The sequence below is a fragment of the Streptomyces sp. NPDC001933 genome (genome assembly GCF_042890955.1).
Lineage (GTDB): Bacteria > Actinomycetota > Actinomycetes > Streptomycetales > Streptomycetaceae > Streptomyces.
The window spans coordinates 563,403-584,946 of the sequence record NZ_JBIASS010000002.1; the positions used below are offsets into that span (position 1 = coordinate 563,403).

General features: G+C 70.1%; 15 protein-coding genes and 1 pseudogene. 3 read left to right on the forward strand and 13 right to left on the reverse strand.

The annotated features are described in order from the left end of the window. Position 1: 1 nt before the first annotated feature. Together ACFYY7_RS07170 and ACFYY7_RS07175 are read right to left on the reverse strand one after the other, a co-directional pair. Complete coding sequence (locus tag ACFYY7_RS07170) at positions 2-3,064, reverse strand: SNF2-related protein (RefSeq protein ID WP_388658411.1); 3,063 nt, start codon at positions 3,062-3,064, stop codon at positions 2-4. Positions 3,065-3,140: 76 nt separating this feature from the next. Next, positions 3,141-4,334: a serine/threonine-protein kinase gene (locus tag ACFYY7_RS07175; RefSeq protein WP_388658136.1), complete on the reverse strand. Its 1,194-nt coding sequence runs from the start codon at positions 4,332-4,334 to the stop codon at positions 3,141-3,143. Positions 4,335-4,535: 201 nt separating this feature from the next. Here ACFYY7_RS07175 and ACFYY7_RS07180 point away from each other — a divergent pair, with 201 nt between their 5' ends. Continuing rightward, positions 4,536-4,661, forward strand: a complete 126-nt coding sequence (locus ACFYY7_RS07180; protein WP_388658437.1) for a hypothetical protein — start codon at positions 4,536-4,538, stop codon at positions 4,659-4,661. 184 nt (positions 4,662-4,845) lie between these two features. Here the strand turns inward: ACFYY7_RS07180 and ACFYY7_RS07185 are convergent, their stop codons facing one another. The 6 genes and pseudogenes from ACFYY7_RS07185 to ACFYY7_RS07210 all read right to left on the reverse strand — a co-directional run bounded on the left by ACFYY7_RS07185 (position 4,846) and on the right by ACFYY7_RS07210 (position 13,837). Beyond that, on the reverse strand, positions 4,846-7,431 hold the full coding sequence (locus tag ACFYY7_RS07185; protein ID WP_388658139.1) for a DUF262 domain-containing protein: 2,586 nt from the start codon (positions 7,429-7,431) through the stop codon (positions 4,846-4,848). Between the two features lie 367 nt (positions 7,432-7,798). After that, positions 7,799-8,143 (reverse strand): annotated as a pseudogene (locus ACFYY7_RS07190) (transporter); the annotation flags it as partial. A 319-nt stretch (positions 8,144-8,462) separates the two neighbouring features. Then, the gene (locus ACFYY7_RS07195) at positions 8,463-9,791 is read right to left on the reverse strand and encodes a class I SAM-dependent RNA methyltransferase (protein WP_376625490.1); all 1,329 of its coding nucleotides are present in this window, start codon (positions 9,789-9,791) and stop codon (positions 8,463-8,465) included. 105 nt (positions 9,792-9,896) lie between these two features. Continuing rightward, positions 9,897-11,945 carry an APC family permease gene (locus ACFYY7_RS07200; RefSeq protein ID WP_388658142.1) on the reverse strand — a complete coding sequence of 683 codons (2,049 nt, stop codon included), beginning with the start codon at positions 11,943-11,945 and terminating at the stop codon, positions 9,897-9,899. 112 nt (positions 11,946-12,057) lie between these two features. Next, positions 12,058-13,086, reverse strand: coding sequence for a 1-aminocyclopropane-1-carboxylate deaminase (locus ACFYY7_RS07205; protein WP_388658414.1), 1,029 nt, complete (start codon positions 13,084-13,086; stop codon positions 12,058-12,060). A gap of 94 nt (positions 13,087-13,180) precedes the next feature. After that, positions 13,181-13,837, reverse strand: coding sequence for a GntR family transcriptional regulator (locus ACFYY7_RS07210; RefSeq protein ID WP_351256961.1), 657 nt, complete (start codon positions 13,835-13,837; stop codon positions 13,181-13,183). 312 nt (positions 13,838-14,149) lie between these two features. Here ACFYY7_RS07210 and ACFYY7_RS07215 point away from each other — a divergent pair, with 312 nt between their 5' ends. Next, on the forward strand, positions 14,150-14,818 hold the full coding sequence (locus tag ACFYY7_RS07215) for a TrkA family potassium uptake protein (RefSeq protein WP_124721011.1): 669 nt from the start codon (positions 14,150-14,152) through the stop codon (positions 14,816-14,818). Next, entirely contained in the window at positions 14,818-15,495 is a 678-nt protein-coding gene (locus ACFYY7_RS07220; RefSeq protein ID WP_266729246.1) for a TrkA family potassium uptake protein, read from the forward strand. Before ACFYY7_RS07215 ends, ACFYY7_RS07220 begins: the two co-directional genes overlap by 1 nt. 102 nt (positions 15,496-15,597) lie before the next feature. Here ACFYY7_RS07220 and ACFYY7_RS07225 read toward each other — a convergent pair whose 3' ends face one another. The 5 genes from ACFYY7_RS07225 to ACFYY7_RS07245 all read right to left on the reverse strand — a co-directional run bounded on the left by ACFYY7_RS07225 (position 15,598) and on the right by ACFYY7_RS07245 (position 21,294). Next, a complete protein-coding gene (locus ACFYY7_RS07225; protein ID WP_388658145.1) occupies positions 15,598-16,368 on the reverse strand; it encodes a DUF3159 domain-containing protein in 771 nt (256 codons plus the stop codon). Positions 16,369-16,371: 3 nt separating this feature from the next. Further along, positions 16,372-16,788 carry an OB-fold nucleic acid binding domain-containing protein gene (locus ACFYY7_RS07230; RefSeq protein ID WP_388658148.1) on the reverse strand — a complete coding sequence of 139 codons (417 nt, stop codon included), beginning with the start codon at positions 16,786-16,788 and terminating at the stop codon, positions 16,372-16,374. 155 nt (positions 16,789-16,943) lie between these two features. Next, positions 16,944-17,636, reverse strand: a complete 693-nt coding sequence (locus ACFYY7_RS07235; protein WP_266733503.1) for a response regulator — start codon at positions 17,634-17,636, stop codon at positions 16,944-16,946. 154 nt (positions 17,637-17,790) lie between these two features. Continuing rightward, a complete protein-coding gene (locus ACFYY7_RS07240) occupies positions 17,791-20,334 on the reverse strand; it encodes an ATP-binding protein (RefSeq protein ID WP_388658151.1) in 2,544 nt (847 codons plus the stop codon). 210 nt (positions 20,335-20,544) lie between these two features. Further along, positions 20,545-21,294, reverse strand: a complete 750-nt coding sequence (locus ACFYY7_RS07245) for an ABC transporter ATP-binding protein (RefSeq protein WP_388658153.1) — start codon at positions 21,292-21,294, stop codon at positions 20,545-20,547. Positions 21,295-21,544: the final 250 nt, after the last annotated feature.

The following is a 21,544-nucleotide window of genomic DNA, read 5'->3' on the forward strand; positions in this document are numbered from 1 at the left end:
GTCAGTTCTCCGCCTGGGCGTCGGACGGGTGAGGGTGGGAAGTGAACGGCTCGGCCAAGGAGTCCGCGTCGTTCCCGGTGCCGGGGGCGTCCGGGTCGCCGGGGCGGTCGAGGACGGCCAGGACGCGCAGCAGCGGACGGCCGGTGGTGTGCAACTGGTCGAGCAGCCGGGCCAGTTCGTCGGCGGTCTCCTCGACGAGGCGTTCGCGGCGGCCGGTGATGCCGGGCAGCAGGGACTCCGTACGCCACTGGGCGACATGGTCGCGGTAGGTGGCGAGCGGCTCGCTGATCTGTTCCTCCCAGGCGGCCCTTCCCGTCTCCAGGTGTGCGCGGGCGGCGGCGACGGCGGCCGGCACGAGGGCCTGGAGCCGGTCAGGGTCGCGCGGTCCGCCGGTGCGGGCGAGCCTCGGGCCGACCTTCGCGTCCCGCAGCGCTTCCGCCATGGGGCGCACCACGGGTGTCCCGGTGCCGTCGGCGCCGAGCCCGGTCACGGCCATCCACCGCACCACGGTGGGGCGGCCGAGAGCGTTGGAATGGATGCCCTGGACGAGGAACACGGGCCCCTCGACGTGGGGAGTGGTGATGACCGGGGCCTCCTGCCGGCCGAACTCGACGAGGACCTTGTCCGTCAGCCACTCCACCACCGGGTGGATGTCGGTGAGGAAGGAGACCTCCGGCCACATGGTGCCGCTGCTCTCCCTGGCCTCGGTGAGCTTGCGCTGCGCGAGGGTGCGGTCGAAGGTGACCAGCATCCGCTCGGCGACACGCTGCTCCTTCAGGTAGGAAGGCGGCAGGGCCTTGAGGCGGTGCAGCAGGTCGGGGGCCATGGCCGGGGAGAGCGAGAAGTACGCGCCGCCCTTGGCGTCGGTGCCGGACGCCAAGCCGATCAGGCCCTCGGCGCGGTCCTCGTAGACCTCGTCGAGAGCGGTGCCGACGAAGTCGGACGTGTCCCCCTCGAAGAGCGAGATCAGCTCGGCGCGTGCGGGCAGTTCCTGCTCGGTGATCGTGCCCACCTGGCCGAACAGGTCGGCGAGGGCGGTGTCCTCGGCCGGGGCGGACTCCAGGAAGTCCTCGACCGTGCCGCCGCGGACCAGTTCCCTGATGAGTCGGCGCTCCTCCTCCTCGGCCCGGTAGAGACCGGACACGGCCTCGGCCGTCCCGTCCAGCTTGTGCGCCTCCTCCTCCCTCAGGAGCAGCTTCTCGGCGACCGTGCGGTCGTCCTTGGCACCGGGGATCGCGGAGGTGAGGATCAGGGCGCGGAACTGGGGCTCGTGCTTCTGCCCGTACCGGTCGATACGGCCGTTTCGCTGCTCGATGCGGATCAGCGACCACGGGATGTCGTAGTGGATCAGGTGGTGGCACTGCCGGTGCAGGTTGACGCCCTCGGAGGCGACGTCGCCGGTGAACAGCAGCCGGACCGGGTTGTCGGCCAGGCCGAATGCCTCCAGGACCTTGGCCTGTTCGTCGTCGCTGAGGCCGCCGTGCATGACGGTGACGGCCTTCGCCGTGCCGTCGGCCCCGACCGGGAAGCCGAGGCGGGCCGGGACGACCTCGGCCAGCCAGGTGAGCGTGCGGACGCGTTCGGAGAAGACCACGGCCCGGGTCGCGGACCGGGGGCCCACGCCGATGTCCTTCAACTGCTCGACGAGTGCGTCGAGTTTGGCGGAGTCACCGGGTGCGGTGCCGTCGCCCATGCCCGCGACGATCTCCCGCAGCCGACCCAGGGCAGCCTGCTCGGGGGCGATGGCCGGGTTGGGCCGCAGCCCCTTCTCCCCGGCCTTGCGGACCCGCTCGCCGAGCGTGGCGACACGGTTGTCGACCGTCTCGCCGAGTGCGACGTGGGAGGACAGGAACGTCTTGAGCAGGTTGTAGGCGAAGAGCTGCTCGGTGGCGACCGAGGTGCGGTCCTGGTCGGCCGAGCCGAACTCCGTACTCGCCCGAGGGGCGGGGAGCCAGTGCTCGGCGAGCTCGGCGAAGATCCGCTCCTCCGCCTCACCGGCGGCGCAGTGGAGGGAGACGGTGGGGCCGCGGTCGGGCCACTCGGTGCCCATCTCGTCCCGTACCTCGGGACTGATCTTGGTCCGCCGGATGTAGAGGTGGCCGAGGTCCTCGGCCGGGTCGTAGTGGTCGGGGTCGGCGATGGCGGCCGGGTCGAGGAGCGAGATCAGGTCGGCGAAGGAGCGCTTGTCCCCGTTGTGCGGGGTGGCGCTGGCGAGCAGCAGGGCGTCCGTGCGCGGGGCGAGGATCTCGGCGAGGGCGCGCCGCTGGCTGCCGGGGTTGATCAGGTTGTGCGACTCGTCGATGACGACGGCGTCCCAGCGGATGCGCTCCAGGTGGTGCCGGTACTGGCCGATGTTCTTGAGCGTGTCGACCGAGATGATCACGCGCTTGTAGTGCGTGAACGGGTTACGGCCGGCCGGGATCTCGCGTTGGATGCGCTGGATGCCGAGGGAGTCGAGCCGCACGAGCGGGATCGAGAAGCGGGTCCACAGCTCGTGCTGGAACTGTTCCAGGATGCTCTGCGGGGTCACGATCAGGATGCGCTCGCCCCGGCCGCGGCGGATGAGTTCCGCGAGGGTGAGCCCGATCTCCAGCGTCTTGCCGAGGCCCACGACGTCGGCGATCAGGACCCGGGGCCGGAGGTTGCGCATGGACAGGGCGAGCTCGGCGGGACGCTGCTGGTAGACGAGCGGGTCGAGTAGGAAGCGGTCGGCGAGGGCCAGACCCCGCTCGGACTGGGGCAGCGGCGTCTTGCGCAGGATCGCTTCGAGGAAGAGGCGACTGCGCCGGAAGTACGACGACGTGTCGGGGACCAGGCGGGTCTTCTCCGGGTCGAGCAGCTCCACGCGGTCGATGCCGCTGAAGAAGACGGCTTCCTCGTCGCGGACGAACTCCGAGACGCCGACCGCGTCGATCCGCTCACCGTCGTGATCGGTCGGGGCGGTGTTGCGGACCAGCCACTCCTCGTCGCGTACGAGGATCTGCGCCCCCGGCGGGAACCGGGTCTCCCTCGGTTCCGCCCCCTGGTCGGTCACCCGTCGTCCCTCCGTCGTCACCTGCGGCATGCGGCCCTGCGACGCCAAGTCTTTCACGTGAGGCAGAGGCGGCCCGCCGTGCTTCGGAGAGGTGTGACGCCACAGCTCAGAAGCGTGCCTCCCGGGCGTAGGAGGCACGGATCCGCTCGGCGATCCGCAGGGGCGCCGCGGGGCGGACTGCGGTGGCCGCGCGGCCTCGGGGCGGGATTCCACGAGGCTCGGAAACCGTCCCCGTCGGTGCGGCGGGGACGGCGTCCTCGGGCTCTTCGTCAGGCTCTGCACCGGGGCCGAGCCGCTCGGCCCCGGTCGGCGCCGGTGCGCCGGTCTCCTCGTCGTCCTCGGCCGCTGCCGCGTCGACGACCGTGGGTGTGTAGGCCGCGTCACCGCCACCGGGTTCGAAAGCGGGTGGGGGCAGGTGAGGCACCACGATCTCAGGGGTCAGGCCGGCGAGCCGGCGCTTGGCCTGGAGGGCGGTCAGGCCCAGCCCGTGGATGACCCGCACGAGTCTCTCGATGACCTGCGGCAGCGTCGGCCGGGCCGCAGGGGCCGGCGCCAGCATGTCCGTGACCAGGCCCTCCAGTTCCGGGGGCAGGCCGGTCAGGTCGGGCGGCGTCGCGGGGTCCTCGATCTTCAGCGCGACGGCCTGCCAGGTCGGCCCTTCGTACGGGTAGTGTCCGGTCGCGGCGAACAGCAGCACCGCGCCAAGCGCGTAGACGTCGGCCGGCCGGTCCAGCTGGTGCTCGCCCCGGGCCTGTTCCGGCGGCATGCACAACACACTGCCGACGACGAAGCCGGTCGCCGTCAGCATGGTGCGACGCTCGGCGAGCACGGCGAGGCCGAAGTCGATCACTTTGGGACCGTACTCGGACAGCAGGATGTTCTGCGGTTTCAGGTCGCGGTGGAGCAGTCCCGCATCGTGGACCGTGCCGAGGCCCTCGGCCAGCAGCGCCCCGAGACTGGCGGTCTCGACGAGAGGGAGGGGGCCGTGCCCGGCGACGTAGGTGCGCAGATCCGGGCCGGGGACGTATTCCACGGCGAGCCAGGGCTGCTCCGCTGCCGCGTCGGCGCCCACGAAGCCGGCGACGAACGGCCCGTAAACAGTACGCATGCTGTCCACTTCGGACAGGAACCGGGCACGGGTGTCCTCGTCGAGCACGGAGGCCTTGATGACCTTCACGGCAGCCTGATGGCCGGCCGCGGACTCTCCGAGATACACCTGCCCCATGCCGCCGGCCCCGATCCGGCAGACGAGCGCAAAGCCCCCGATCGACTTCGGGTCGTTGTCTCCAAGTGGTTCCACGGCGCAACGCCTCCCCCTGTATGGCTTGCAACCACTGCTCCGGACTGCGGGCAGACCCGGACCGGAGTCAGTCTATGCAAGGCCGCACTTCCCCTGTGCTGCCTCTTCGGGCGGGTACCCGCGCGACGGGAGCGGCGGGCGCCGCCCCGGCCGTCAGGGCCGCTGCGGCATCGCTCAGGACGCCAGCCGTTCCGGGGAGCGGTGGGTGGAGCCGACGAGCCCGACGACGCGTTCGGCCCCGCTGATCGGGTCATGGCGGACACCGCCCGACTCGTCACCGACGACGGAGCGGAGATCCTCACCGTGCCGAAGCAAGCGCGGGCGTGAGGCCGAGTGCCATCCTGCCGGCACAGAACGGCTGCGAGGCGACCCCCACCACCTCCGGATCGCGGTCCATCAAGATCAGCCGATCCCGCTCCAGCCACGTCTCGTAGCCGACGTCGTCCCGAGCTGACGCGCAGCAGTGCCGGCCCGCGAAGCTCACGCCGTTTTGGCCCCGGCCGCCGCCGTGTCAGAACACCGCCGGCGCGTCCTCGTCGATCGGACGGCGGGCTTCCGCCAAGGCGACCTCGTGGATGAACCACTCCAGTACGGAACGGATCTCCTCGGTGTGCGCGGCAAAGACCTCCAGCGGGAAGGAGGGGCGCAGATCGAGCTTCGCTTCGGCGAGGTCGATACCGTCGATGGCGTTGAACCGCTCCATCAGGGCGCGGCGCAGCGGCTCGTCATCGAATGGCGGGCGCCGCTTGAGGTACTGGAAGACGACCTCCGCCGTCCCGGTCACCGGGTAGATACCGATCGGCCACAGAGCACGCGGCGAGCCCGGCCCGCCCGCGTCCACGGTCGGGAAGCAGCTGGTCTCGTTCGCCTTGCCGTAGACCTGGTGGCCGCCCTGCTCCTCCCAGAAGCGGAGTGCAGCCAGGACGCCTTCGACGACCTCCGGTGTCTGGTTGGCGCGCAGCAGCGTTTCGAAGCGGGTGTCGGCCTCGTCGTCGGTCTGCGACGCGGCCGACCCCGCCGGGGTCTCTTCCGGCAGCTCCTTGCCCACCAGGACGGCCAGGTCGGTGCTGCTCAGCCTGTGGGCCTTCGAGGCCCGGCCGTTCTCGTCGAAGGGCACGCCCTCAGCTTCCAGGACGACCTTGGGGTCCCCGGAGTGCCGGTCGTCGGTCCACCGGAACCCGCCCGCGATCCGGCCGTCGGCGGTCAGCACGCGGTACGCGCAGTGCAATCCCGTCCTGGCAGCCACGTGGTTGCCGACCGCGATGGCGCTGGTACCGATGAGGGCGGCGAGCTCCCCGTACGACGTCCAGGTCCCGGCCGGCAAGGCGAGCAGGATCTCCCTCAACTCCCGCCAGCCGGCCCATTCGTCGTCCGACTGCACGACTCCGTCCAGAGGCCCTGGCCACAGCCCCACGGCCCGGTCGGCCAGTTCCTCGGCCCTGGCGAGGACCTCCCTGCGGCCCCAGCGCTCCTGTGCGGCGATCTCCTGGTTCATCCGGAGCGCGCTGGAGTCGAGCAGCTCCTGCTTGCGGTGGAAGGGGTGGTTGGAGAGCCGTGCGTTCTCACCCGACAGAGTGAGGTTTCCGAGGGTGTGCACGAGCAGGTTGTGGATCTCCTGGGGGCTCTCACCGTCCGCGACTTCCTCGGCCAGCAGGTCGAACCACTGCTGGGCCGGGCTCTGGGGAAGGACGTGTTCGACGGTGAGCGGCGCCTTGTCGTAGTCGACGGGCTCGCTCGAACCGTAGCTCTCCTCCAGTCGGCGCAGGATCTGGAAGCGCTGGTTGCTGCGTCCGGTCTTGTAGAAGGGACGGGTGCGGACGGCTTCACGGACCGCGTCGTCGCCCGGCCATACGCGAGCGCCCGTACGGGGGCGCGAAAGGAACCGGCGTACCGCCTCGGCCGGGGAGCCGTCCTTGTCCAGCTCCTTCGGGAGTTCCATGAACACCCGGTTGCTGCCCGTCGTGGACAGGCCCGCGAACAGGCGCCGCACCATGTAGCTCTCCGCGAACCCGAGCGCCTCCGCCGCCTCCGAGGCCGTGGTCCTGCCCTCGTCCACAAGGTCCAGGAGGTGCAGAGCCAGCGGGTAGTGAGTCTGGCCGCCCCAACGCAACAAGCGCTCCAGTACCGCCCGCAGCCCGGGGTCACCTTCCCTCTCGGGCTCCAGGATCCGCATGAGACGGTCGGCGCGCAGGGCGAACCGGGCGATCTCGACTTCCAGCGCCGCCTCGTCGCCGCTCAGCGGCTCCAGGCGCTTCTTCTGATCCCGGTAGATCTCGCTCTGCCGGGCCCGGCTGTTCCCTCCGACGACGAGGTCCAGCCAGACCAGCAGTTCCAGATGAGCGGGACCGAGCAACTCCTGCATGGGGAGCCACCGCTTACGGTAGACGTCCTCGCCCCTGCTCGGCAGGCACATGAAGAGGTAGTTGCGCAGCAGGTCGCTCTGGCTGAGCCCCACGCCGGTGTTGTTGATGGACTCGAAGATGCGGTAGACGTTGTCGCCCTCGGCGGCGGTGATCGCAACGATCGAGAGGCAGTCGCCGAGAACGGACTCGACCGCGTCCACCCAGGCCTCACCACCGCTCTCCGCCCCGTCGGCCAGGGCGGCGACGAAGAAGCGGTAGGCAGCGCCCACGTTCCCGGCACCGCCGGCCTTCGGGAGGCTGTCCACGCAGGCCGTGTACGCCTCACGGTCCGCCTGCGTCGGCAGCAGCCGGTAGCTGTCGTGGCCGTCCTGGTAGGTATTGACCAGGATGAGGTCGTTGATTCGGGCAGCCTTCTTCGCCGAGCCCCGGTCCCGGTGGTGGTCCCGCAGAGCCGTGAACGCGAGCATCAGGGTGGTCATCCGCTGCTGACCGTCGACGACGAGCCAGCGCTGCATCCCGCCCGCGACGACGCGCTCGGGCGCCAGCACGACCGAACCGAGGAAGTGACCCGAGCCCGCACGCCCTTCCTGCCGGTCCTCGACCAGCTCCTGCACGTCGTCCCACAACTGCTGCAGCTCATCGCGCTGCCAGCTGTAGGTGCGCTGGTAGAGCGGTACCTGAAACTGCTGCTCCCCCTGGACCAGCTTGCTGAACGTGGTCTCCTGAGCGTGCACGCCCGTCCTCTCCCCAAACCCTCGACGCCTAGCCGCCATTGTCGCCCCATACCGCACGGTGATCAGTCGAAACGTCGGCACGCGCACAACCCGGGGGCACACATGGCGACTTCGGGAATCCACAAGGACTTCCTCCTGGAGTTCGCCAAGCTGGAGAAGCCCGTCCAGAAGCGGGTCCACGAGTGAACCGCCCGGGTTCGAGTAGAGGCTCGATTGCATGAAAGGATCGAGTCATGGCACGGCCTTCCCGCTACCCGCTTGAGCTCCGCCGCCGTGCGGTGCGCATGGTCGCCGAGGTGCGCGACGACCACCCGAACGAGACGGCCGCTTTGCAGGCGGTGACCGAGAAGCTCGGTATCGGGTCCCGTGAGACGCTGCGGAACCCGAGCTTGTCGCGGACCAGTTGCTCGAACTCGCTGCGATGGTCCACGAGCCAGCTCAGGTAGAAAAGCCCCTGGTTGATCACGCCCGGATCCGTTCCGCGCTTGTACTCGACCACAACGGGAGCCCCGTTCACGTCGATCCCGAGCGAGTCGATACGGCCGGCATGGACCGGTCCCGTGCCGTACTCGGATGCCAGGAACCGGACCCCCAACAGAGCTTCCACGTTCGCCTCGACAAGGCGCTGCACGTCCGCTTCGGCCTCAGCAAGCCGTGGTGCGAGCTCACGCACGTCCCCGTGCGCCGTCTGGAACAACCGCAGCTCCGACACCTCCCCTCTCCGTGGATGGCCCCAACGCTCAGCACCGCAGGCATATTTCCCCACGGGGAAGCGACTACAGAGCGTGGCGGGTCTCCGTTGACCGCGGATGCAGCAAGAGACGAAGCGCGACGGGTATCCGCACAGCAGAAAGCCGCCCTTCCAGCCCGGATGTCATACCGGTTGAAAGGGCGGCTCTCTGCTGCTGACGACGCGTCAGCAAACGAGCCGGGCGTGCGTCAGACGTGCGTCAAACGTGCGTCAGATATGCGTCAAGATATCGCCCGTAACGCACATAGCGCCCATAATGCACACTCAACAAACCTGCAGGTCAGCGGCCCTTTTCGGCAGGCTCAAGGATCGCGACACACTCCACATGATGCGTCATCGGAAACAGATCGAACGCCCGCAGCGTCCGCACCCGGTACCCGCCGTCCCGGAAGTACGCCAGGTCGCGCGCCAGTGCCGCCGGGTCGCAGGCGACGTAGGCGATGCGGCGGGCGCCCAGGCCCGTGAGGTGTTTGACGACCTGCTTGCCGGCGCCGGCGCGGGGCGGGTCGAGGACGATCAGGTCGCACTCGGTGATGCCGGTGCGCGGGAGGATCTGGTCGACCTTGCCGTGTTCGATGCGGACGCGGTCCAGGTCCTTCAGGTTGTGGCGGGCGTCCTCGACGGCGCGCTTGCCGGACTCGATGCCGAGGACGGCGCCCTTCTCGCCGATGCGCTGGCCGATGGCGCCGGCGAACAGGCCGACGCCGCAGTAGAGGTCGAGGGCCATGTCGTTCTTGCGGGGCAGGAGGCCCTGCATGACGGCGCGGACCAAGGTGTTGGCGGCCTGCGGGTGGACCTGCCAGAAGCCGCCGGAGCCGACGCGGTAGGTGCGGTCGTCGGCGCGCTCGCGGACGAAGGCGCGGCCGTGCACGCGGTGGACGCCGCCGTCGCGCTCGTCGACGCGCATCACCGAGACGGGCTTGTCGAGCTCGACCAGGGGCAGCCGGCCGCCGGGCCTCGGGGTGAGGATGACCTGGCGGTCGTGGGAACCCGTGGCGGCGATGGCCTCCACCGTGGCCATGCCCGGCCAGTCGCGCTTCTCGATGCCGAGCTCCGTGACGCCGGGGGCCGCGATCAGGCAGCGTTCGACGGGCTCCACGTCGTGCGAGCGGTGCTTGCGCAGGCCGACCTTGCCGTCCTCGTCGATGGCGTACTGGACGCGGGTGCGCCAGGCGGGAACCTCGCCCGCCGGGAGCTTGTCGCCCTCGGCCGGCATGACCGTGCCGTCCCAGCCCGCCTCCTCGGGGGTGAGGCCCGCGAGGCGCTGGAGCTGTTCGGCGATCACTTCGCCCTTGAGGCGGCGCTGGGCACCGGGCTTGGCGTGCTGCCAGTCGCAGCCGCCGCACTTGCCGGGTCCTGCGTACGGGCAGGGCGCCTCGACGCGGTCCTTGGACGCCTCGATGATCCGTACCGCGTCGGCGCGCAGGAAGCGGGAGTCGCTCTCGCCGTCGGTGACCCTGGCAATCACCTTCTCGCCGGGGAGCGTGTGCCGTACGAAGAGGACCCGGCCCTCCGAGGTGCGGGCGATGCAGTGGCCTCCGTGTGCGACGGGGCCGACCTCGACCTCGTACTCCTCCCCGACCAGCGACGACGTGGGTTCGTTCTGCATGAGGGGGTGGCTCCAGAGATCAAGGGGAAACGGCCGGACAACAACCTACGATTCTACGTGGGTGTCGTCCGGCCGTTTACCACGAGCGGAATCGGGCAGGGGCGGTCAGCTCTTGCCGCTGGGTTCCTTGGGCCTGCGCTCCACCGGGCCGCGGCGCACCGAGCCTGGCGCGTTCCACTCGGCACGCTTCCTGGCGCGCTTCTTGGCCGCCTCGGAGGACTCCAGCTGATACGGCACGGAGGTCACCATGACGCCCGGGGTGAACAGCAGCCGTCCCTTGAGGCGCAGGGCGCTCTGGTTGTGGAGGAGGTGCTCGTACCAGTGGCCGACCACGTACTCCGGGATGTACACGCTCACCACGTCGCGCGGGCTCTCCCGGCGCAGGCTCTTCACGTAGTCGATGACCGGCCGGGTGACCTCGCGGTACGGGGAGTCGAGGATCTTCAGCGGGATGTCGATGCCGCGCCGCTCCCAGTCGTCCTTGAGCGCCTTGGTCTCCGCCGGGTCGACGCTGATGGAGAGCGCCTCCAGCCGGTCGGAGCGGATCAGCTTGGCGTAGGCGAGGGCGCGCAGGGTGGGCCGGTGGAGCTTGGAGACCAGGACGATCGAGTGGACCCTGGAGGGCCGGATCGTCTCGTCGGACGGGGTCTCGTCGGCGGCGATCTCCTCGGCGACCCGGTCGTAGTGCTTCCGGATCGCGGTCATCGTCGCGAAGAAGATGCACATGCCGAGCAGGGCGACCCAGGCACCGTGGGTGAACTTGGTGACCAGGACGACCACGAGGACGAGGCCGGTCAGGAAGGCGCCGAAGGCGTTGATCGCGCGGGAGCGGATCATGTGGCGGCGCTTGTCGGCGTCCTTCTCGGTGCGCAGGTGGCGGTTCCAGTGGCGGACCATGCCGGTCTGGCTGAGCGTGAAGGACACGAACACGCCGACGATGTAGAGCTGGATCAGCCGGGTCGAGTCGGCGCCGTAGATGACGACGAGCAGGGCGGCCGCGCCGGCGAGCAGCACGATGCCGTTGGAGAAGGCGAGGCGGTCGCCGCGGGTGTGCAGCTGGCGCGGCAGGTAGCGGTCCTGGGCGAGGATCGAGCCGAGCACCGGGAAGCCGTTGTACGCCGTGTTCGCCGCGAGGAACAGCACCAGGGCGGTGGCCCCGGCGAGCACGATGAACAGGAAGCTGCCGTTGCCGAAGACGGCCTCGGCGACCTGCGTGATCACCGGGTCCTGCACATAGCCGGAGCCAACCGGCACACCGCCCTTCAGCAGGTCCTGCGCCGGGTTCTCGGCCATCCGGACGTCGGTGACCAGGGCGAGGGCGATGATGCCGACGAGCATGGTGATGGCGAGCGCGCCCATCATCGAGAGCGTCGTCGCCGCGTTCTTGGACTTGGGCTTGCGGAAGGCCGGGACGCCGTTGGAGACCGCCTCGACGCCGGTGAGCGCGGCACAGCCGGAGGAGAAGGCGCGCAGCAGCAGGAAGACAAGGGCGAAGCCCGCGAGGCCCTCCTGCTCCGCCTTGATGTGGAAGTCGGCGGTGGGCGCGCGCATGGTGTCGCCGAGCACGAGTGCGCGGTAGGCACCCCACGCGATCATGATGAAGACGCCCACGACGAACACGTACGTCGGAATCGCGAAGAGCGACCCGGACTCCTTGACGCCGCGCAGGTTCATCAGCGTCAGCAGCAGGATCACCGCGACGGCGCACAGCACCTTGTGCTCGACCACGAACGGGATCGCCGAGCCCAGGTTCTCGATGCCGGAGGTGATGGAGACGGCGACGGTGAGGACGTAGTCCACGAGCAGCGCGCTGGCGACCGTCAGGCCGGCCTTGGGGCCGAGGTTGGTGGTGGCGACCTCGTAGTCGCCACCACCGCTGGGGTACGCGTGCACGTTCTGCCGGTACGACGCCACCACGGTGAACATCACCACCACGACCGCCAGGGCGATCCACGGGCTGAAGTGGTACGCCGACACGCCCGCGACAGACAGGACGAGCAGAACCTCGCCAGGCGCGTAGGCAACGGAGGACAGGGCGTCGGAGGCGAAGACGGGGAGGGCGATGCGCTTCGGCAGGAGCGTTTCTCCGAGCCGGTCACTGCGCAGTGCGCGCCCGATCAGGATCCGTTTGGGCACGTCGGTCAGTTTGGACACGCAGAGGATCGTAAGCGTTCCGTATGGAAGCCGCGGACCCACCACCCCCGTGGCCCCGCAATCTCCTGCTCTCGGACGAAAAAGCCACGGAATCCTTAACGAAATCCTTGCACTAAGCGTCTGCGAAAAGGGCGCTGTAACCATTCAATGCGGGCTGACCGCCGAGATGTGCGTAAAGGACGGTGGAATCCCGGGCGATCTCGCCGCGCCCCACGAGGTCGATCGTTCCCGCCATCGACTTCCCCTCGTACACGGGGTCGGTGACCATGCCCTCGGTACGGGCGGCCAGCCGCATGGCGTCGAGGGTCGTGTCGTCGGGGATGCCGTAGGTGCCCGCGTGGTAGCGCTCGTCGAGCTCGATGTCGTCCACCACGGTCAGTTCCCGGCGCACCCCGATGAGTCGTGCGGTGCCGGCCGCGATCCGGGCGATCTGCTCGCGGGTACGGGCGGGCTCGGCGGAGGCGTCGATGCCCAGTACGCGACGTGGACGGGCGCCCGCCTCCTCCAGCGCGGCGAAGCCCGCGACCATGCCGGCCTGGGTGGAACCGGTCACCGAGCAGACGACCACGGTGTCGAAGAACACACCGAGCGCGCGTTCCTGCTCGGCCACCTCGTACGCCCAGTTCGCGAAGCCGAGCCCGCCCAGTGGGTGGTCGGACGCGCCCGCGGGGATCGCGTACGGCCTGCCGCCGCCCTCCTCCACCTCGCGCAGCGCCTGCTCCCAGCTCTCCTTGACCCCGATGCCGAACCCGGCGCGCACCAGACGGACGTCGGCGCCCGCCAGGCGGCTGATCAGGATGTTGCCGACCTTGTCGTAGACGGCGTCGGGCCACTCGACCCAGCTTTCCTGGATGAGTACGCACTTGAGACCGGCGCGGGCGGCGACCGCCGCGACCTGGCGGGTGTGGTTGGACTGGACGCCGCCGATGGATACGAGGGTGTCGCAGCCCTTCGCGAGGGCGTCGGCGACGAGGTATTCGAGCTTGCGGGTCTTGTTGCCGCCGTAGGCGATGCCGGAATTGCAGTCCTCCCGCTTGGCCCAGACCTCGGCGCCGCCGAGGTGCTCGGTGAGCCGGTCGAGCCGGTGCACGGGAGAGGGGCCGAAGAGGAGGGGGTAGCGGTCGTACGAAGAAATCGAGATCGACACTGGGGCTCCCTTGGTCGGGGTGGGATGAGGTGGGGTGGGTCCACTCGCGCTCGGAATCGCTCGGCCGGTGGGCGTCGCGCGCTGCGGGCTACTCGAGCGGTTCGTCGGCCAGTTCTTCGAGCGCCCGCCAGATCTCGGCGGTGATGCGGACCGCGGCTTCGGCGTCACGCGCCGCGCACGCCTCGATCAGCTGATCGTGCAGCTCCGCGGAGCCGTGTGCGGAGCCGGCCGTGCCGAACTGCCGCCATTCCAGGCGCCGGATCAAGGGCGTGTAGCGCTCGACGGTGGCGTCCACGGCCCGGTTGCCGCAGGCGGCGACGAGGACGTCGTGGAGCCGGTCGTCGGCGCGGAGCGCCTCCGCCACGTCGCCTCGGCCGGCCGCCTTCCGGAACCGGTCGTTGGCCGCGCGCATCACGGTGATGTCCGCGTCCACGAGGTGGGGCACGGCGGTCCTGGCGGCCAGTTCCTGCATGGCTCGCACTACGGCCGCGGCATCCCGGACGTCACCCGGCACCAGCCGGGTCACCCGGGTGTAGCTCTGCGGCTTGGACTCGACCAGGCCCTCACCGGCGAGACGGGACAGCGCGTCGCGGACCGGGGCCCGGGAGAGTCCGAGGCGTTCGGCGAGGTCGGCGTCGCGGACGGGGGCACCGGGCGGGATGTCACCGCGGACGATGGCGTCGCGGATCGCTTCGTAGGCGGTGTCCCGCAACAGGGTCCGCCGGACGGGGCGCAGGGTCTCCATGAACTGACATGTTAGATGTCTGTTCGCTTCGTACTCAAGGGCCGCCGCATGGCTCAAGGGGCGCCTCGTTGGTTCGTGCCGTTGTCTGTCCGCGGTTCGTCCGCGGCCTCGGTCGGCGGTCCTGGCCGTCCGCCGCTCGGGGCACGGCGAAAGCGCACTCGGATGAGGCTTCGCACTCCGGGACGCATAAGCTCATCCTGGGCAACGGGACACACCGTTGCCCCGTTGTTTGCCCGGCAAGCTGAGAAAGAAGTGTGAGCAGGGTGTTTTCGCAGGTCAGCCGGACGACCAGGACTGCGAGGTAGGCGCAAGGTGCACATCGTCATCATGGGCTGCGGGCGAGTAGGAGCCGCTCTCGCGCAGACCCTGGAGCAGCAGGGGCACACGGTCGCCGTCGTCGACCAGGACCCGACGGCGTTCCGTCGTCTCGGTTCCGGATTCGGCGGACGGCGCGTCACCGGTGTCGGCTTCGACCAGGACACCCTCCGCGAGGCGGGTATCGAGGAGGCCGGTGCGTTCGCCGCGGTGAGCAGCGGCGACAACTCGAACATCATCGCCGCCCGGGTGGCCCGCGAGATGTTCGGCATCGAGAATGTCGCGGCGCGGATCTACGACCCCCGGCGTGCCGAGGTCTACCAGCGTCTCGGCATCCCCACGGTCGCCACCGTGCGCTGGACCGCGGACCAGATGCTGCGGCGTCTGCTGCCTTCCGGCGCCGAGCCGCTGTGGCGGGATCCGAGCGGCGGTGTGCAGCTCGCGGAGGTACACACCACCCCGTCCTGGATCGGCCACAAGATCAGCACGCTGCAGGAGGAGACGGGCGTCCGCGTGGCGTTCCTCACCCGGCTGGGCGAAGCCATACTGCCCACCTCGCAGACGGTGCTGCAGGAGGGCGACCTGGTCCACGTGATGATGCGTACGGACGAGATCGCGAAGGTCGAGGCGGCCTTCGCCGAGGGTCCTGAGGAGGGCGGTCACTGATGCGTGTCGCGATTGCCGGGGCCGGCGCGGTGGGCCGTTCCATCGCGGGCGAGCTGCTGGAGAACGGGCACGAGGTGCTGCTCGTCGACAAGGCGCCGACCGCCATCTCGGTGGAGCGGGTACCGATGGCCGAGTGGCTGCTGGCGGACGCCTGCGAGATCACCTCGCTCGACGAGGCGGCGCTGCAGCGCTGCAACGTCGTGATCGCCGCGACCGGCGACGACAAGGTGAACCTGGTCGTCTCGCTGCTCGCCAAGACGGAGTACGGCGTGCCGAGGGTCGTCGCCCGGGTCAACAACCCGAAGAACGAGTGGCTGTTCAACGAGGCCTGGGGCGTCGATGTCGCGGTCTCGACGCCGCGCCTGATGTCGGCCCTGGTCGAGGAGGCGGTGAGTGTCGGCGATCTGGTCCGGCTGCTGCGCTTCAGCCACGGTGACGCCAACCTGGTCGAGCTGACGCTGCCCCCGGAGTCGGCGCTGGCCGGCACCCAGGTCGGTGAGGTGGCCTGGCCCGAGGACACCTCGCTGGTCACCATCATCCGCGGACAGCGCGTACTGACGCCGAACACCGAGGAGACCCTGGAGGCGGGCGACGAGCTGCTGTTCGTGGCCGCACAGGCACGCGAGGAGCAGTTGGAGGACCTGCTGTCGGTGCGCCGGGGCGACTCGGACGACTGACGCGCAGGACGTAACGGGAGGGGCCCGGAACCGTGTCACACGGTTCCGGGCCCCTCCCGTACGTCTCAGAACTCCCGTACGTCTCAGAACTGCTGCTGCGTCTCAGAATTCCTGGTTGCGCGCCGCGGCTGCCGCTGCGGCCTCGGCCGCCTTGCGGTCCTTCTCCGCCTGCTCCTCGGCCTCCATCTCGGCGAAGACGTCGATGGGCGGCGGAGCCTTGGCGAGGAAGACCCAGGTCAGATAGACCGCGAGCAGGAACGGCGGGATCTTCAGGGCGACCAGGACCCAGCCGAACTGCGTGGTGTCGGCCCACCAGTAAAGCGGGAAGAGGATCGCGCACTTGGCGAGCAGGATCAGGCCCCAGGCGTAGCTGGCCCTGGCGTACGCCTTCTTGCGGCCGGGGTTCCTGGTGCGCCAGGAGAGGTTCTCCTTGAACACCGGCCCCAGGATCAGACCGATCAGCGGCACCCCGGCGAGGGTGGTGATCAGGTAGGCGAGGGCCAGACCGAGCGTGTAGAGCATGCCCGGCAGATAGAAGTCCTTGGCGTTGCCCGTCATCATCGCGAAGACCACACCGAAGGCCACACCGAAAACGCCGCTGAAGGCGTGCTTGACGGTGTCCTTCCGGATCAGCCGCACGGCGACGAGGACCAGGGACACCACCAGGGCCGCGATGGCCGAGCTGTGCAGATCCTTGTTGATCGTGAAGATGGTGACGAACAGCAGCCCGGGGAGGACTGTCTCCACCATGCCCCGGAAACCGCCGAACGCCTCGAAGAGCGCGGCCTCGGTGACCGCCTTCGCTTCGGCATCCTGCTGGTCGGTGCGGGTGGTGCGGTCCGTGTCGGACGTCGGCTTGTCGAGGGACGTCACCGGCTACTCCTTGCCGAGCGGTCGGAGTTCGTATTTGGGGTTGAACAGCACCCGGCGCCCGTGACTCATGGCGATCCGGCCCGAGGCGATGAGCTTGCGGCCCGGTTCTATGCCCGCGATGGAGCGCCGGCCCAGCCAGACAACGTCCAGCGGAGCGGTGCCGTCGAAGAGCTCGGCCTCCAGGGCGGGCACTCCGGCGCGCGGCCGCAGGGTGACGGTCCGCAAGGTACCAGTCACCTTCACGATCTGGCGGTCGGTGCATTCGGAGATCCGCGTGCAGCCCGAGGCCTGCGAGTCCTCCTGCAGTTCCTCGGACTCGAGGTCCTCCTGGGAGGTGGACAGCCGGTCGAGCATCCGCCGGAAGCGGCCGGACGGCTTCTCCGCCCTGCCGGACTTGTCGGATCGAGGAACAGCACTCATACCCGAAGGGTACCGGTCCCGGCTGCTCCGAGCGGGTGCCTCCGGTCTCACCCGAACGGGTGACCGGGCACAGGTCCTGAAAGACGGTCCGGCCACCCTCACAGATCGCGGTGGGCGGGCCGGCCGCCCGGCCGCCCGTCCACCCCGCCGCTCGTTCAGCCGCGCTCGAAGCGGTACCCCATGCCCGGTTCGGTGACGAAGTGCCGGGGGTGCGACGGGTCGGACTCCAGTTTGCGCCGCAGCTGGGCCATGTAGACCCGCAGGTAGTTGGTCTCGGTGCCGTACGAGGGCCCCCAGACCTCCTGGAGCAGCTGCTTCTGGCTGACCAGCCGGCCGCTGTTGCGGACCAGGACTTCCAGCAGGTGCCACTCGGTGGGGGTGAGACGTACGTCGCGCCCCTCCCGGTGGACCTTCTTCGCCGCCAGGTCGACGGTGAACCCCTCGGTCTCGACGATCACGATGTCGTCGGAGCCCTGCTGCCCGACGGGTTCGGCGCGGCGGACCGAGGCGCGCAGCCGGGCCAGCAGCTCGTCCATGCCGAACGGCTTGGTGACGTAGTCGTCCGCACCGGCGTCCAGGGCCTCCACCTTCTCGTCGGAGGTGTGGCGGGCGGACAGTACGAGGATCGGCACCCGGGTCCAGCCGCGCAGCCCCTTGATCACCTCGACGCCGTCCATGTCCGGCAGCCCGAGGTCGAGGACGACGACGTCGGGGTGGCGGGCGGCGGCGAGCTGGAGGGCGGTCGCGCCGTCGGGCGCCGCGTCCACCTCGTACTTGCGCGCCTTCAGGTTGATCACGAGGGCGCGTACGATCTGCGGCTCGTCGTCGACCACAAGCACCCGGGTCATGGGGGCCCTGCCTTTCTGCTGTACGGCGATCTCCCGGGACGTACCGGAGATCATGAGGTGAACTGCGTGGTCATGAGTTGGACTGCGCGGTCATGCGATGGACTGCGCGGTCGTGCGGTGACCGTGCCGTTTGGTCATGAAGTGTCCCGCACGGTCATGAGGTGACCCGCGCGGGCAGGTCGGGGCTGACCGGAACGTATCCCGACGCCGCCTTGAGGGTCAGCACCATGGTGAGGCCGCCGCCGGGGGTGTCCTCGGCGTCCAGCGTGCCGCCCATGGACTCCACGAAGCCGCGGGCCACGGCGAGCCCCAGTCCGACGCCCGCGCCGCGCGGGGCGTCGCCGTAGCGCTGGAAGGGCTCGAAGATGCGCTCCTTGGCCTCGTCGGGGACTCCGGGGCCGCGGTCGGCCACCCGTAGCTCGACGCGTTCGCCGAGCGCGCTGGCGGCCACGGTGACACGTTCCGCGTAGCGGCTGTACTTCACGGCGTTCTCGACGATGTTGGCGACGGCCCGTTCCAGCAGCCCGGGGTCGACCTCGACCATCGGCAGGGTCTCGGGGATGTCCAGGTCGACGCTGTCCTCGGGGACACCGCCGAGCGCCATCGGGACCACCTCGTCGAGATCGATCTCGCGGATCAGCGGGGTGACGGTGCCGGTCTGGAGCCTGGACATGTCCAGGAGGTTACCCACGAGGTGATCGAGGCGGTCGGCGCCGTTCTCGATGCCCTCCAGGAGCTCGGCCTGGTCCTCCTCGGACCAGGCGACGTCGTCGGAGCGCAGGGAGCTGACGGCGGCCTTGATGGCGGCGAGCGGGGTACGCAGATCATGGCTGACGGCGGCGAGCAGCGCCGTCCTGATCCGGTTGCCCTCGGCGAGCCGCCGGGCCTCCTCCGCCTCGTCGACCAGTCGCTCCCGCTCCAGTACGACGGCGGCCTGCGCGGCGAACGCGCCGAGCACCCGCCGGTCCTCTGCGGGCAGCACCCGCCCGGAGAGCGCCAGTGCCATGTGGTCGCCGACGGGCATGTCCACATCGGCGTCCTCCGGCCGGGTCACCGGGCTCGGTCCGACGCTCCCGGCGCACGTCCACGGGTCGACGTCGCTCCGGCGTTCCAGCAGGGCGACGGACTCCATGCCGAAGGTCTCGCGGACCCGGTCGAGGAGCGCGTCCAGCGTCGTCTCGCCGCGCAGCACACTGCCCGCCAGGAAGGAGAGGATCTCCGACTCGGCGCGCAGCCGGGCCGCCTGATGGGTGCGGCGGGCCGCCAGATCGACGACCGAGGCGACCGAGACCGCCACCGCGAAGAAGATCACGATGGCGACGAAGTTCTCCGGGTCCTGCACCGTCAGGGTGTGGGTGGGCGGGGTGAACCAGTAGTTCAGCAGCAGCGAGCCGGCGGCGGCCGAAGCGAGGGCGGGCAGCAGTCCGCCGAGCAGGGCCGCGGCGACCGTCATGAAGAGGAAGAGCAGTACGTCGTTGGCGAGCCCCGGACCATTGCCGAGGCCGCTGAGGAGCAGGGTGAGCAGGGCCGGGCCGCCCACCCCGACCAGCCAGCCCCAGATGATCCGGACCCGGCCCAGCCGGGCACCGCGGGCGATGGGCAGGCCCCGCCCCTTGGCGACCTCTTCGTGGGTGACGATGTGGACGTCGAGGTCGGGCCCGGACTCCCGGGCGACGGTGGCGCCCACCCCGGGCCCGTAGATGTACTGCCATGCCTTGCGGCGACTGGAGCCGAGGACGATCTGCGTGGCGTTCACCCCACGGGCGAATTCGAGGAGCGCCGAGGGTATGTCGTCACCTATGACGTGGTGGAACGTGCCGCCGAGGTCCTCGACGAGGGTGCGCTGGACGGTGAGTTCCTTGGGGGACGCGGAGGTCAGCCCGTCGCTGCGGGCGATGTAGACGGCGAGGATCTCGCTGCCCGAGCCCTTGGCCGCCATCCGGGACGCGCGGCGGATGAGCGTACGGCCCTCCGGGCCGCCGGTGAGTCCGACGACGATGCGTTCGCGGGCCTGCCAGGTGGTGCGGATGTTGTGCTCGCCGCGGTACTGCTGGAGGTATTCGTCGACCCGGTCGGCGACCCAGAGCAGGGCCAGCTCGCGCAGGGCGGTCAGGTTGCCGGGGCGGAAGTAGTTGGACAGCGAGGCGTCGATCCGGTCCGGCTTGTAGATGTTGCCGTGGGCCATCCGGCGGCGCAGCGCCTGTGGCGACATGTCGACGAGTTCGAGCTGGTCGGCCCGGCGGACCACCTCGTCGGGGACGGTCTCGCGCTGCCGTACGCCGGTTATCGCCTCGACGACGTCACCGAGCGACTCCAGGTGCTGGATGTTGACGGTGGACACCACGTCTATGCCGGCCTGGAGGAGTTCCTCGACGTCCTGCCAGCGTTTGGCGTTGCGTGAGCCCGGCACATTGGTGTGCGCCAGTTCGTCCACCAGGGCGACGGCGGGGGCCCGCTCCAGGACCGCGTCGACGTCCATCTCGGTGAAGACGGCGGAGCGGTACTCGATCTCGCGGCGCCGGACCTGTTCCAGGCCGTGCAGCATGACCTCGGTGCGCGGCCGGTCGTGGTGCTCCACGAAGGCGACGACGCAGTCGGTGCCCCGCTCCACCCGTCGATGGGCCTCGGAGAGCATCGCGTACGTCTTGCCGACGCCGGGTGCCGCACCCAGGTAGATCCGAAGCTTCCCGCGTCCCATGGCCCCATTGTCTTCTCTTGAACCCGGCTGCGTCCGATGCGGCAGCCGCTTCGAAGTTACCCCGCAGATTGTCGACAAATGGGGTGGCGGGTGGGGTCAGGGACCGAATTGACAGGATTCTGACGCCGCGGACGGGCCGTGGGCGGGCCACGGGTGCCTCCGGAAGGCTCCTGCGGCCCTGCCGCCGGCAGGCTCCCGCGGCCCCGCCCCCTACGCGTGCTCGACGATGTGGCCGTCGCTCAGTTCCAGCACCCGGTCCGCCAGCCCCAGCAGCTGGGAGTCGTGCGTCGCCACCAGTGCCGTGACGCCCTCGCTCCGCACCACCGCCCGTAGCAGCTCCATCACCGCGAGCCCGGTCTCCGCGTCGAGCTGCCCGGTCGGCTCGTCCGCAATCAGCAGGGACGGCCGGTTGGCGAGTGCGCGGGCGATGGCGACGCGCTGCTGCTGGCCCCCGGACAGCTCACCGGGACGCTGGGCCGCGTGGTCGGCGAGGCCGACCAGGGAGAGCAGCAGCGCCACCCGGTCCTCGCGCTCGTGCGGGTCCGCCTTGCGCAGCCGCATGGGCACGCCGACGTTCTCCGCCGCGGTCAGGATCGGGATGAGGCCGAACGACTGGAAGATGAAGCCGATCCGGTCCCGGCGCAGTGCCAGGAGCCCGTCCTCGCCCAGCTCGGCGAGGTCCGTGCCGCCGATGGTGATCCGGCCGCCGTCGGGGCTGTCGAGCCCGCCGAGCAGGTTGAGGAGGGTCGTCTTGCCCGAGCCCGAGCGGCCCTTGAGCGCGACCAGCTCACCGCGCGGCACCTCGAAGGACACCCCGCGCAGCGCGTGCACCGCTCCGGCGCCGGAGCCGTACGAACGGTGCAGGTCCTCGACCCGGACCATGGGCCCGTCGGCCGGTTGCTCCGCGACTGCGGTACCGCCCTGTCCGTCGGTGGCCGCCCGGTCGGTGCGCTCGGTCATGTCTCTCCCCGTAAACGTGCTCGGTCCCCGTAGTCGGCCAGTATGTGCAATGCGCACAGGGCTCGACAATGGCCGACGGCGTCGGACACCGATGCGGCCGCCCTCGGCGCCCGGCCGGGACCGGCGAAACAGGTGCGACGGGACGCCGTCACCGGGGAAACAGGCGTGGGGGGGGGGGGGGGGGGGGCCCCCGCCCCCCCCCCCCCCCGCGGGCCCCCCCCCCCCCCAAAAAACAACGGCAGACAAGGGT